A 12,858-nucleotide genomic window follows, 5' to 3' on the forward strand; every position below is an offset into this window, starting at 1 on the left:
GGAGGGAGGCACGGGCGGCGGAACTCCTGGCGCGGTGGGGTGTGGCGGTGGCGCGCCCAACCTAACCGATGAGGCCAGGAGCGACGTCCGGAATGAAAACAACGTTCCCTTGTCATCGTGTTTCGGCGGCGCGTCAGGTTGAATCGCCGCACCGCTCCATGCGTCCGTGCCTGGGAGCACCGGGAGACGCATGCATCCTGCCTGCCTTGACACTCCCGGGGGCCGACAGTAAGCCAGCCGGGACCCTCAGATGCTCTCGCGCGCCCACACCCTTGCCCGCCTCACCGCGATGCTGCTCGTCGCGCTCTGGGGTGCCCAGCCGCTGGGTCTGGCGCTGCACGTGGAGCAGCACGCGCACCGGTTCTGTCCGCAGCACCAGACGTTCGAAGAGGACGCGCGGCGCGCGAACCCCGCGCTGACCCGCTTCTCCGAGCGCGCCCCTGTCGTCGCCTCCGTCCCGCCCGCCGTGGCGGATTCGACGGGCCTCAACCACGAGACGTGCCCGCTGCTCACGGCCGCCCCGCAGGTGGGGGCGCTCCCGGGCGCGGACGCCGCCTCCGCTTCGGCGTGCGTGGAGAGCAATCACCCGGCCACCGCGCCGCCCCGCTCCTTCGCGCCGCTCGCCGTCCTCGACACCGCGCCCAAGGCCTCGCCTCCGACGCACGCGTAGCCATCGCGTGTCGTGTCGTGAAGCAGGTCATCAGGTCGACGGTCGTCGCGGGGCGCGCATGCGCATGCTCCACGGCCGGCCGGTTCCGAGGAGCCAACATCCGTGTCATCCCTTCCGCGCAGGAATCCCCGCGCCCTCGCCGTCGTGCTCGCAGCGCAGCTGTCCGCGAGCGCCGCGTGGGCCCAGCAGTCCCCCCCCGCAGCCGAATCCCCGCCCGCTTCCGAGGACGCTCCCGCGCTGAGCCCGGAGGAGATGGAGGAGATTGAGAAGGCGCTGGGCACGGACACGGCCACGCGCGCGCGTCCATCCGGCGACACGTCCCCGGCGTCGCCCACCGCGACGAACGACTCCGGCGTGACGCCGCTCAAGCTGCCCAACGCCATCTCCGGCGGCACCAACTTCCTCAACCTGAGCTTCATCCTGGACATGGCCCTGGCGGCCTTCTCCAGCAAGGAGCCGTTGCAGGGCGGCGCGCACGACCCGACGAAGAACGGCTTCAACCTCCAGCAGCTGGAGCTGTCCATCGGCTCCGTGGTGGACCCGTACTTCCGCTTCGACAGCAACCTCGTCTTCAGCCAGTTCGGCGTGGAGATTGAAGAGGCGTACGTCACCACGTTGGACCTGCCCGCCAACCTCCAGGTGCGCGCGGGCCAGTTCCTCACGCGCTTCGGCCGGATCAACGCCACGCACCCGCACGCGTGGGACTTCGTGGATCAGCCCTTCATCATGAGCCGCTACTTCGGCGCGGAGGGCAACCGCGGCCTGGGCGTGGAGGGCTCCTGGCTCACGCCGCTGCCCTGGTACGTGGAGGTCATCGGCAGCGCCACCGACGCGACAGGCGAGGCAACCGCGCGCAGCTTCTTCGGCGCCTCCGCCGAGCGCGTGCTGTCACCGCTGGACTTCCAGCTCACCGGCGCGGTGAAGCAGTTCTTCCCGCTGTCGGACGACCTGTCGCTGCTCTGGGGCCTGTCCGCCGCCACGGGCCCCAACCCCACGGGCTACCGCAACTCCACCAGCATCTACGGCACGGACGTGTACCTGAAGTTCCGGCCCATCACGTCGCAGAGCTCGCAGCAGCTGGTGCTCCAGGCGGAGGTCCTCTATCGCCGCAGGCAGGTGCCGGAGGACGTGCTGTCCGACTGGGGCGGCTACGCGCAGACGGTGTGGCGCTTCTCCAACCGCTGGGCCACGGGCGTGCGCTACGAGTTCGGCTCGGCCGCGAAGACGCTGGAGGGCCGGGTGGCGAATGATCCGCTCGACCCCGAATGGCTCTCCGACCGCCAGCGCATCACCGCGTCGGTGACGTTCTGGCCCACGGAGTTCTCCCGCCTGCGCCTGCAGGCCGCCACGGACCGCGTGGGCTGGCGCGAGTCGCCGGACTACTCGGCCTTCCTTGCCCTTGAAGTCGTGACCGGCGCCCACGGTGCCCATGCGTTCTGACACCTTCTTCCGGAGCCCTCCCATGCGTCCCCTTCGCCTGTTCGCGGCCCTGTGCGCCGCCGTCGTCAGCCTCACCGCCGTTCCCGCTCGCGCGGATTTGAAGGTCGTCGCCACCCTCCCGGACCTGGCCGCGCTGGCCAGGACCGTGGGCGGGGACAAGGTGGACGTCACCGGGCTCGCGCTGCCCACGCAGGATCCGCACTTCGTGGACGCCAAGCCGAACCTGGCGCTCGCGCTCAACCGCGCGGACCTGCTCATCGCCGCGGGCCTGGACCTGGAGATCGGCTGGCTGCCCACGCTCCAGCTGGGCGCGCGCAACAGCCGCATCCAGACGGGCAACGTGGGCTACCTGGACGCGTCGCGGTTCGTGAGCCTCCAGGAGGTCCCCGCCGGACAGGTGGACCGCAGCCAGGGCGACGTGCACCCCGGCGGCAACCCGCACTACCTCTATGATCCGCGGCAGGCCCTCAAGGTGGCGGCCGCCATCGAAGCGCGCATGTCGCAGCTGGATGAGAAGAACGCCGCGGCCTACAAGGCCAACCTCGCGAAGTTCACGCAGGAGCTGCAGGCGGCGCAGGTGGGCTGGGAGAAGCGGCTCGCGGGCTTCAAGGGCGTGCCCGTCATCGCGTACCACCGCACGACGGCGTACCTGCAGGACTGGCTGGGCTTCAAGACCATCGCCTTCCTGGAGCCCAAGCCGGGCATCCCGCCGAACCCGTCCCACGTCGCGCAGGTGCTGGCGCAGGGCAAGGCCAACAAGGTGAAGCTGGTCCTCAAGGAGGACTACTACCCGGACAACATCGCGAAGCTCGTGGCGTCGAAGATTCCCGGCGCGCTCGTCACCCTGCCCGGCGGCACCGACTTCCGTTCCGGCCAGACGTACGTGCAGCGCCTGGAGCTGATGGTGGGCCGGCTGGAAAAGGGCCTCGCCGGGAAGGGGGAATGACGCCATGAAGCGCATGTTTTCCCGCATCTGCTCCAACGCCTGGTTGCTCCCCGTCGCGCTCGTGTCCGGGTGCGCGTTCGATGAGGGCGAGGGCTTCGCGGTGCTGGAGCCCTCCGTCCAGGCCGCGTACACGCCGGTGTCCGGCCGCGACGCGGGCGACGGCTACCAGGCGCTCGCCTCCGACTTCCAGCTGCGCATGGACACCGGCGCGGTGAGCCTGGGCAGCATCGACCTGCTGGCCAGCTCCGGGGGCGGAGGCAGCACGACGTTCGACCCGTCCTCGCCGCCGCCGGGCTACTCGCTGTGCCACAACGGGCACTGCCACAGCGACTCCGGGGCGCTCGTGGACTACGAGGACATCCAGGCGGAGCTGGGCGGCGGTGGCAGCACCACCGTCACCGTGGCCAACCTGCCGGTGGACGCGGAGCTGGACCTGCTGGCGCCCGCGACCCGCGACCTCACCTGCGAGCCCGCGTGCGCGCTGGGCAAGACGACGCTGTCCCGCGGGCGCTGGGCCGTCACGGGCCTGCGGATGACGGGCAGCGTGCGCGATGGCCGCGTCCCGGCGCGCTTCGCGGGCGCCCTGCCCTTCCGCTTCACCGCGGCGGCGACGGGCGCGGAGGCCACGCCTGTGGCGGTGCTCACCGGAGACCTGGACGTGCCGTCCGACCGTGAGAATGACCCGCGCGTGGCGTTGGGCCTGAAGCTGGAGCTGACGCCGGCCCTCTTCGACGCGGTGGACTGGTCCGCCGCGACGCTGGGCACTGACGGCGTGGTGGACCTGGACGCGCCCGCGAACGCGGCGGTGCGCACCGCGCTTCTGGAAAAGGTTGCAGGGCTGAGCCCCACCGCGGAGGTGAGCCGTGGCTCACGGTGATCACGAGACGGAGCTGGACCGGGGCCACCGCGCCGCGCCGCCGCCGGAGCCGGGCGAGCCGCTGCTGAAGTGCGAGCAGCTCGTCATCGGCTACGGGGGCAAGGACATCCTGCCGCCCATGGACCTGGTGGTGCGCCGCCACCAGTTCGTGGCGGTGGTGGGCCGCAACGGCTCCGGCAAGAGCACCTGGTTCAAGACGCTGCTGGGGCTGATTCCTCCGGTGTCCGGCCGCATCGCGCTGGGCGCGCCGCACATCCGCAGCGCGTACGTGCCGCAGATGTCCGCCATCGACTCGCTGCTGCCCGTGCACACGCGGGAGCTCACCAGCTGGGGACGGCTGTCCGGGTGGAACTTCCTGCGGCCCTTCCCCAACAAGACAGACCGGCAGAAGGTGGAGGCGGCGCTCGACACGGCGGGCGCGCGCGGCATCGCGAAGCGGCCCTTCCGCGACCTGTCCGGCGGCGAGAAGCAGCGCGCGCTGCTGGCGCGGGTCATCGCCACCGAGGCGGATGTCGTCCTGCTGGATGAGCCCACCGCCGCGATGGACGCGGTGGCGGAGAAGCAGACGATGCTGCGGCTGTGCGCGCTCGCGCATGACCGCGGCCTGGGCGTGGTGGTGGTGAGCCACGACCTGTCCGTCGCCGCCGAGCACGCCGACGTCATCCTCTTCGTGGACCGCGAGCACCGCTGCTTCGTCATGGGCGACGCGCGTACCGTGTTCTGCCACCCCGCCTTCCGCCGCCAGTACGGCGACGACTACTGTCACAGCGCGCCCCAGGGACCCCACCGTGGAAACAACCCTGCTTGAGCCCTCGAAGTGGGAACAGTTCCAGGCGGGCTGGGAGCTGTTCCGAGACCCCATCCTCTGCGCGCTCATCGCCGGGTGCGTGCTGGGCTTCCTCAGCGTCTACGTGGTGCTGCGGCGCATGGTGTTCGTCAGCGCGGCGGTGACGAACACCGCGGGCCTGGGCGTGGCCCTGGCCTTCTTCGCGGAGATCCACCTGGGCGTGCACGTGGATCCGCTGGTGGGCGCGGTGGTGCTGTCCGTCGCGGCCACGCTGCTCCTGATGATTGAACCCGCGCGGCTGCGGCTGTCGCGGGAGAGCCTGCTGGGGTGCGCGTTCGCCTTCGCGGGCGGCGCGGCCATCCTGGTGGGCGACCGCATCGCGCAGGAGGCGCACGACATCCAGGGCATCCTCTTCGGCACCGCGGTGCTGGTGACGCCGGATCAACTCCAGGCGGTGACGGTGGCGGGCGCGGTGCTGATGGTGCTGCACCTGTGGTGGTTCCGGGGCATCGCCTTCGTCAGCTTCGACCGCATTGGCGCCACCGTGCAGGGGCTGCCGGTGAAGCTGCTGGACACGGTGCTGATGGTGTCCATCGGCATCATGGTGGGCGTGTGCGCGCGGGCCCTGGGCGCCCTGCCCGTCTTCGCGTTCTCCACGCTGTCGGCCATCGCCGCGCTGGTGTTGGATCTGCGGCTGCCGTGGACGTTCTTCACGGCGACCGTGCTGGGCGGCATCGCGGGCGCGGGCGGGTACCTGTTCGCGTACTTCTACGACTTCCCGGTGGGCGGTTCGCAGACCGTCCTGTCCGGGGTGCTGGTGCTGCTGATGATGCTCGTGCGCCTGATTCGCGTACCCTTCACGCGCCGGGCGTGAAGGGCAGGCCGCCGTCGTCCCTTGTTCAGCGGACGGCGGCGGACACCTTCTTGAACTCGGGCGTGCCCGCGCGGCCCAGCATGTCGAACAGGGCCGACTCCACGGTGAGGATGCGCGCGCCCGCGTCGCGGCACAGCTCCAGCCCCACGCGGCGGTCCTCCTCCGAGCGCGACAGCACCGCGTCCGCGAGCAGGCACGGCTCCCGGCCGCTGTCCGCCAGGTCGCGCGCCGTCTGGAAGACGCAGATGTGCGTCTCCATGCCGGTGATCAGCACCTGCTTGCGGTCCCCCAGCAAGGAGAGCACGTCCGGCGTGGCGGCGGAGAAGTCCAGCTTCTCCAGCGGCTTGAACTCCCCCAGGCGCAGCTTGAGCAGCGAGTGCGTGCGGCCCAGCCCCTGCGGGTACTGCTCCGTGACGATGACGGGCAGGCCCAGGGCGCGCGCGCCCTCCACGGCGGCGCCCGTGCGCGCGAGCATGCGGTCCAGGGCGTCGCGGTCCATCGCGGCGCACAGGCGCTCCTGGATGTCGACGACGAGCAGCGCGGCCTGCTCGGGCTTCAGGCGGAACGACGGCATGGGGCAGCTCCTTGGAGGATGCCCCTAGTGACGCGAAGGCCGCGCCTGCGTCAAGCGCGGCGGCGTGCGTGCTCAGGCCCCGTGAACGGTCCAGGGCGCTTCTCCACCCCGGGGGACGGGCGCGGTGTCCACCGAGGCCACGTCCGGCACCCGGCGGAGCGCCGTGCGGCCCCGGTGGCCCCGGGCCGCGAAGCCCCGTGCGCGTTGCAGGCCCGGCAGGTGCGGATCCGCGTCGCGCCACAGGTCCAACACTACGGCGAAGTCGTGCGCCGCCTCGGACATGCACTCGCAGGCGACGTGGGCCTCCGCGACCAGGAGCATGCAGTGGCCGCAGCCGGGCCGCTCCCCTGCCCGCTCCAGCGCCAGCTCCAAAGCCTTCTCCTCGCGGCCGGAGCGCATGCGGATGCGGGCCAGCGTCTCTCGGGGCGGCCGGCAGAAGAGCGCGGGGCCCACGGGGCGCAGGCGGCGCTCCAGGCGCAGCGCCCGCGTGAGCGCGGCCTCCGCCCGGCCGGAGTCTCCCCGGCGCGCATCCAGCGTGCCCCGCAGCTCCTGCGCGGCGACCTCCACCGTGCGCGCCACGTCGCGAGCGCACAGGGCGCGGCCCTCGGAGCGAGGCGCCTCCGCCAGGGTGAGCACCAGCGCATCCAGCGAGCCGCACGCACGCTCCACGTCGCCCAGCCGTCCTGTCTCCAGGGCACAGACGCCCTTCGCGTACAGGCGCACGGCGTCGCGCAGCCCCGCCTCCGCGACGGTGGCGGCGTCTCCCAACTCCATGGGGACCTCCGCCGCCGCGCGGCTGAAGCCGAAGCGCAGGTGCGCGGCGACGAGCGTGGTGGCGGCGAAGAGCACCGCCTGCGGCTGGCCTCCTGATGCCTCCACCCGCTGCCGCAGCTTGCGCGCCCAGACCTGCGCGCCCCGGTACTGCCCCACCTCCACGCAGCCTTCGCTGAGCAGGCGCAGGGCGGTGTCCGCGCTCGGCGCCACGTCCAGGGGCAGCGACTCGCGCGCGAGGTACGCGTCATCCGCCGCCACCGCCGACTCCAGGATGCGGTTCGCCTCCACCGCCTTGCCCACGCGCAGCAGCAGGCGTCCGGCGGCGAGCAGCGCGGGGCTCCCCGCGGGCACGAGCGACGGGAGCAGCTCCGCGCTCTCCAACGCCGTCTCCGGCCGGGCGCTGGGCAGCCACGCCTGCACCCAGGCCACGTGCACGCCCGCGTGATGCGGGTGCGTGCGCAGCAGGTCGCGCAGGAGCAGCTGCGCGTACGGCTGTCCCTGGCCGGGGCGCCCGTCGGACTCGTACCCGTCCAGGAGGAAGCCCGCGAGCAGCAGGCGCGGCTCGGGCTCCTGGGGGAAGCGGTCGATGAGGCACTCCATCTCCCGCACGAAGGCATGTCTGCCATTGGCGGGCCCCTTGTCCGCGAGGAGGCTGGCCGCGACGACCAGCCGCTGCTCCATGTCGGTGGTGCCCTCCGCCAGCGTCAGCGCCTTGCGGATGGCCTCCGCGCGGTCCGCGGTGAAGCGCTGCCCCACGCCCCGGGCGAGCGCGAGCCCCCACCACGCCATGGCGAGGGTCGGGTCCTGCCGCGCGGCCTCCGCGAAGGCGCGCCGGGCCTCCAGCCCCCAGCCCAGGTGCAAGAGGCGCAGGCCCTGATTGAAGTACGCCTGCGCCAGGGGGACCTGCGTCGTCACCTGGAGGTGTGTGTCTCCCAGTCCGTCCAGGAGCGGCGGCGTGGGAAGGGCTTCATCCGGCAGGTCCTCCCACGCGACGTGGGAGTGGACCGACGGGGCATCGGCTCTGAACAGGCGTGCCAGCATGGTGTCCTCCTCACGCTCCGGTCATCGGAGCGGCATGGTGTTGCACGGCGGCGTCGGTCGCGCGCACGCGCACGGCCAGCCGCCTCCAGGCGGTCGACAACTCTTCGGCGGGGATGGGAGACGCCTTGCGCCGCGCCGCCAGGCACTCGCGCCGCCAGGCCAGGCCCACGTCGCGGGCCACCCACGCCTCGTACTCCGCGAGCCAGTCCGCCAGCCGCGCGAGCCCCGCCCGCGCCGCCCTGCGCTCCGGCCCGGTGGCCGCGTCGCGACGGACGCCCACGTCCTCCACCCGGAAGGCCGGGCCGCGCGCCTCCTCCACCCACCGGGGTATGAAGCCATCGCGCGGCACGAAGATGGAGGCGCCGCACGACTCGCACAGCGCGCCGAAGCCCCACAGCGTGAGGCGCCCCCCGTCCAAGAGCCGCCCCTGGTACGCGCTCTGTCCCTCCACTCCCGGTGGGCGTGCTTCGCGCACCAGCCCGTGCCGGAGCAGCACGTTGCCGTCCGGGCAACGCACGTCCTGGCCCAGGCACCACATGGCCACGTCGAAAAGACGGTCGCCGTCGCGGCGCACGTCGCAGGGAAGCAGGGATGCGGCACTGCCAGAAGAGCTCTTGGACATGGGGCGCCTCTCGGTCCGCTACGAAGCGGCCTTCTTCACGGAGGGACCCACGCGCGCGGCGGTGAGCTGCTGGGAGCGGCGCAGCAACACCGCGGGGGAGCGCTTCTGACTGTCGAGGAACTGCTGGAAGGTACCCATGGGGAACTCCGGTGAAAGAGGGGGTCAGTGGTCGTGGTCGTGCTCGCCCGACTCCTCGATGACGAGCGACACCGAGGACAGGGTCGAGGGACCGAAGGTGAGCGTGTGCGTGCCCACGGTGAGCGGCACGACGTGGCGGCCCTTGATTTCGGTGCAGAGCGAGGAGCTGGTGGCGCTCTCCTCGAACTCCACCGCCGCGCCGCTGCCGTTGGTGACCGTCACCGGCACCGGGGCGCTCATGTAGAGGACGTAGTCGGTGGCCTCGGAGACGGCGAAGGACACCGCGCCGCCCTTGCCGCCAGCGACGTCCACCAGCGCGATGTCGTAGCGCTTGTGGTCGTTGCTCACGGCCGGGCCGGTGCCGCTGACGGCAGCGGTGACGGCGGCGGCGGGGCCCTCCTGCAGGTGCTCGCAGCCCTCCTCGTCGACGTGGGCTTCCTCTTCGTCACCCCCACAACCGGCGGCGAGGAGGGCGGTGGACAGCAGCAGGGCGGACAGAAGCTTCTTCTTCATGATGGGGACTCCAGGGACACGGGATGGACTGCGGGAACTCCAGCCGCGCGGGCCGCACGCGCACCGCTCCCCAGGAGGAGCGGCCGCGAAGGACCGGACGGGACTGGAAGGTGGGACCGCGGCACGAAGCGCGCGCCGGGGCACGTGGCCGGAGGCTCCATGCGCGTGCGGCGGATCCGTTCAGCGAACGGGAACGCGCACACCTTGGACCTGGACTCCGGTGGCCACGGCGCACCCCGGCCCCTGAAGACACAGGGGGCCAGGACGGCGGGCTTCGACGGCGGAGACTAGGCGCGCGGCGGCGACGACTTGGGCGCGAGCCTCAACAGCGCGACGGGTGCCGCGTGGAAGCGGAACACCGCCAGCGCCGGGCTGGAGCGCGTGGAGACCGCGGCCAGGACGGGCACGGACTCGGCCGGAGGCGGTGCCTCGCGGCGGAAGAAGGCGTGGTGGCAGTGGGCCTCACCACCGTGGGGCGTGGCCTTCGACTCCGGCGCCCGGGCCACGCGCGCGTCGTCGAAGGAGAGCGCCTCCTCCAACGGGCCGTCGTGGGACGACGCATCACCCACGTGCATCACGTCCCCGTGCTCCAGGCACGTGGTGTGCTGCACGAGCGCGAAGTGGAGCACGCTGCCCACGTACACCAGCACGCACACGAGCACCCACGGCAGCGCCAACAGGCGCGGCAGGGAGCGGCTCGTGCTGGGGTGGCGTCGGAGGCGGCTCACGTCCACTCGGTCTCGAAAAGCAACTGAGTTGTTTTAAGCGACCTCCCCGCGCGGTGCAAGCCGGGACGCCCGGGGCCGGAGGGCGAGGTGGCGGACAGAGGGCACGGCGACAGGGGGCGCGGGTTGTGGACCCACGAGCCCCTGGGGTCGTAGGTTCCGCGCGTGCACGAGCTCATGGATGTCCTGCGCAGGCAGGCACACTATTTCGGACCGGAGCTGGCGAAGACCGCCTACCAGCGCGGCCTCGCGGTGACGAAGCCGGATGGCGGCACCCAGCCCATCCCCATCACCGCCACGCCGGTCATCCTGGACGCCGAGGAGATCAAGCGCCGCGCGCTCCTGTCCGCGAAGCTGGCCTCCGCCACGATGAAGATGACGCGCGCCGTCCTCGGTGGCCCGGACGCGGAGCTGCTCCTGGGCGCGCTGTCGCCGCTGGAGCGCCGCCTGGCGCAGGCCACCTGGGAGGCGAGCCGCAAGCTCGCCACCACGCGCGTGGACTACTTCGTGTCCGGGGGCCGGCCCTGGGCGCTGGAGGTGAACGCCACCATCCCGGCCATGCAGGGCTATTCGGACATCGCGGCGCGCACCTTCATCGAAGTGGTGGCGCGGCACGTGCGCTATCCGGAGAAGGCGCTCGCGTCGCTGCTCACGCTCAACGGGAACAACGCGCTGGCGCTTTACCGTGCCCTGCTGGACGGCTACGCGGCCGAGCGCGACGGCCAGCTGCCGGACACGGTGGCGCTGCTCTGCCGCAAGAACGACGCGCAGATCACGGAGCTGCGCTGGCTGTGCGAGCGCTTCCGCGAGTTCGGCGCGGACGCGGACGTGGTGCATCCGGAGGACGTGTCCGGCGACGACGCCTTCACGGTGAACGGCAAGAAGTACGACCTGGTCTACCGCCACCTCTTCGTGCGCCGGCTGGAGCAGACCCCCGCCCCCTGGGTGGAGGACTTCCTCTCCGTCGTCCCGGGCAAGAAGGCCGTGTTCTTGAACCCGCCCGCCTCGCAGGTGGAGGTGAAGACGACGTTCGCGCTCCTGTCCCAGGCGGTGACGGACGCGGCGCTCGCCGAAGCCGCGGGCCTCACGCCGGAGGAGCTGGAGGCGGTGCGCGAGTCGGTGCCGTGGACGCGCCCCTTCCGCCACGGGCCCGGCGTGGATCCGGACGGCGCGAAGGTGGACGACATCGTGGCCCGCGTGGCCCGGGAGCCCGCGAGGTTCGTGCTCAAGCGTTCGTGGGACTACGGCGGCAAGGCCGTCTTCCTCGGCCGCTCCGTGGGCACCGTGCCCTATGAGGAGCGCGTGAAGGGCGCCTACGGCGAATCCAAGACGTGGGAGCAGCTGTGCGAGCGCGCCGCCACGGAGCCGCAGGGCGGCTTCGTGGTGCAGGAGGTGGTGGACACGCAGCCGGAGGAGCACCTGGTCTGCGGCACGAACCAGGTGCTGCCGACCTCTTTCTTCGTGGATTACTCGGCGTATGCGTCTGTTGGGCTCGCGAAACAGCCCGCGTGGGGCGGGGTGTGCCGTGGGTCCATGTCGGAGATTGTCAACATCGTGGGCGGCGGTGGCGTGCTGCCCCTCATCACGACGGAAGTCGCGTCAAAGCTTTTGCTGGCCTGGAAGGCCCTTTAAGGCGTCCTTCAAGGGTCCTCGTTAAAGAGAGGCCGGGACTGAAGCGGTCCCCGGCCCGAAAGGAAACGAAACACATGGCGTGGGAATCTTCAGGTGGCTGGCAGGGCGGGCGGGCAGGCGCGGTGGACGACGTCCTGGTGCAGGAGTCCCAGCGCGCGTTCATGTCGCGCGTGCACGGCTGGATGTTCGCGGGGCTGGCGCTCACCGGCGTGATGGCCATGGTGACGCTGGCCAATGAGGCGCTGCTCCGCGTGGCGGTGCAGAACCGGATGGCCCTGTTCCTGGTGCAGCTGGGCGTGGTGTTCGGCCTGTCCATCCTGGCACCCCGGCTGTCCGGCCCGGTGGCTGCGGTCATGTTCGCGGGCTACGCGGCGCTCACCGGCGTGACGATGTCGGTCATCTTCCTCATCTACACGGCCAGCTCCATTGGCCAGGTGTTCTTCATCACCGCCGCGACCTACGGCGCGATGGCCGTCTACGGCACCGTCACGAAGAAGGACCTGAGCAGCTGGGGCACGTTCCTCTTCATGGGGCTCATCGGCATCCTCATCGCGGGCGTCGTGAACATCTTCATCAAGAGCAGCGCCGTGTCGTTCGTGATGGCCTGCGCGGGCGTGCTCGTGTTCGCGGGCCTCACCGCCTATGACGTGCAGAAGCTGCGCGACTACCACGCAGGCGCGGGCTTCAAGAGCGCGACCTCGGTGGCCATCGTGGGCGCGCTCACCCTCTACCTGGACTTCATCAACCTGTTCCTGTCGCTGCTGCGCCTGCTGGGCAACCGCCGCGACTAGTTCCAGGCTTCAACGCGGTTCCCGGGGCGGGGCGCGAGGCGGGAAACCGCCTTCAGCGCTCCGCCTTCTTGTTGAAGGGCATCAGGAGCCGCTCCACCGGGCGCCCCTGCACCAGGTGCTCCTCCACGATGGTGGGCACGTCCTCCACCTTCACGCCGCCGTACCAGGTGCCCTCCGGGTAGACGACCACGGAGACGCCGAAGGAGCACGTGTCCACGCAGCCCGCCGCGTTGGCGCGCATGCTGCGCTTGAGCCCGCGCTTGTCGAGCTCCTCCTTGAAGGCGGCCCGCACCTCCTCCCCTCCCTTGGTGGCGCAGCACCCCTTGGGGTGGCCGTCCGGGCGGCGGTTCGTGCAGACGAAGACGTGGCGTTCGAAGGGAGGCGGCATGGTTCGCCTCCTAACGCGGCCGTGCGTCGAAATCGATGCCCCGTTCAGCAGGCGACCGTCCAGGCC

At 71.6% G+C, this 12,858-nt stretch carries 14 protein-coding genes; 8 read left to right on the forward strand and 6 right to left on the reverse strand.

Annotation, left to right across the window (positions count from 1 at the left end):
- The first annotated feature begins 250 nt into the window (after positions 1-250).
- From D7W82_RS34280 to D7W82_RS34305, 6 genes are all read left to right on the forward strand, one after another.
- On the forward strand, positions 251-670 hold the full coding sequence (locus D7W82_RS34280) for a hypothetical protein (RefSeq protein ID WP_120622335.1): 420 nt from the start codon (positions 251-253) through the stop codon (positions 668-670).
- A gap of 102 nt (positions 671-772) precedes the next feature.
- Positions 773-2,110, forward strand: coding sequence for a zinc-regulated TonB-dependent outer membrane receptor (locus tag D7W82_RS34285; protein ID WP_120622336.1), 1,338 nt, complete (start codon positions 773-775; stop codon positions 2,108-2,110).
- Between the two features lie 22 nt (positions 2,111-2,132).
- Complete coding sequence (locus D7W82_RS34290) at positions 2,133-3,056, forward strand: metal ABC transporter solute-binding protein, Zn/Mn family (protein WP_120622345.1); 924 nt, start codon at positions 2,133-2,135, stop codon at positions 3,054-3,056.
- A gap of 4 nt (positions 3,057-3,060) precedes the next feature.
- A complete protein-coding gene (locus D7W82_RS34295; protein WP_233588107.1) occupies positions 3,061-3,933 on the forward strand; it encodes a hypothetical protein in 873 nt (290 codons plus the stop codon).
- 13 nt (positions 3,934-3,946) lie between these two features.
- Positions 3,947-4,741: a metal ABC transporter ATP-binding protein gene (locus tag D7W82_RS34300; RefSeq protein WP_120622346.1), complete on the forward strand. Its 795-nt coding sequence runs from the start codon at positions 3,947-3,949 to the stop codon at positions 4,739-4,741.
- Positions 4,722-5,594, forward strand: coding sequence for a metal ABC transporter permease (locus D7W82_RS34305; RefSeq protein WP_120622337.1), 873 nt, complete (start codon positions 4,722-4,724; stop codon positions 5,592-5,594). Before D7W82_RS34300 ends, D7W82_RS34305 begins: the two co-directional genes overlap by 20 nt.
- A 25-nt stretch (positions 5,595-5,619) precedes the next feature.
- Here the strand turns inward: D7W82_RS34305 and D7W82_RS34310 are convergent, their stop codons facing one another.
- The 5 genes from D7W82_RS34310 to D7W82_RS34330 all read right to left on the reverse strand — a co-directional run bounded on the left by D7W82_RS34310 (position 5,620) and on the right by D7W82_RS34330 (position 9,984).
- Entirely contained in the window at positions 5,620-6,168 is a 549-nt protein-coding gene (locus tag D7W82_RS34310) for an isochorismatase family protein (protein WP_120622338.1), read from the reverse strand.
- A gap of 72 nt (positions 6,169-6,240) precedes the next feature.
- Positions 6,241-7,983, reverse strand: coding sequence for a hypothetical protein (locus tag D7W82_RS34315; protein WP_120622339.1), 1,743 nt, complete (start codon positions 7,981-7,983; stop codon positions 6,241-6,243).
- Between the two features lie 10 nt (positions 7,984-7,993).
- On the reverse strand, positions 7,994-8,605 hold the full coding sequence (locus D7W82_RS34320; RefSeq protein ID WP_120622340.1) for a hypothetical protein: 612 nt from the start codon (positions 8,603-8,605) through the stop codon (positions 7,994-7,996).
- Positions 8,606-8,767: 162 nt separating this feature from the next.
- Positions 8,768-9,256: a hypothetical protein gene (locus D7W82_RS34325; protein WP_120622341.1), complete on the reverse strand. Its 489-nt coding sequence runs from the start codon at positions 9,254-9,256 to the stop codon at positions 8,768-8,770.
- A gap of 287 nt (positions 9,257-9,543) precedes the next feature.
- Positions 9,544-9,984, reverse strand: coding sequence for a hypothetical protein (locus D7W82_RS34330; protein WP_233588108.1), 441 nt, complete (start codon positions 9,982-9,984; stop codon positions 9,544-9,546).
- 174 nt (positions 9,985-10,158) lie between these two features.
- Here D7W82_RS34330 and D7W82_RS34335 point away from each other — a divergent pair, with 174 nt between their 5' ends.
- Positions 10,159-11,613, forward strand: coding sequence for a hypothetical protein (locus D7W82_RS34335; RefSeq protein ID WP_370451113.1), 1,455 nt, complete (start codon positions 10,159-10,161; stop codon positions 11,611-11,613).
- Positions 11,614-11,687: 74 nt separating this feature from the next.
- Entirely contained in the window at positions 11,688-12,404 is a 717-nt protein-coding gene (locus D7W82_RS34340; protein WP_120622344.1) for a Bax inhibitor-1/YccA family protein, read from the forward strand.
- Between the two features lie 52 nt (positions 12,405-12,456).
- Here D7W82_RS34340 and D7W82_RS34345 read toward each other — a convergent pair whose 3' ends face one another.
- Positions 12,457-12,792, reverse strand: a complete 336-nt coding sequence (locus tag D7W82_RS34345) for a ferredoxin (protein WP_014397929.1) — start codon at positions 12,790-12,792, stop codon at positions 12,457-12,459.
- Positions 12,793-12,858: the final 66 nt, after the last annotated feature.

The sequence above is a fragment of the Corallococcus sp. CA049B genome (genome assembly GCF_003611685.1).
GTDB classification, from domain to species: Bacteria; Myxococcota; Myxococcia; order Myxococcales; family Myxococcaceae; genus Corallococcus; species Corallococcus coralloides.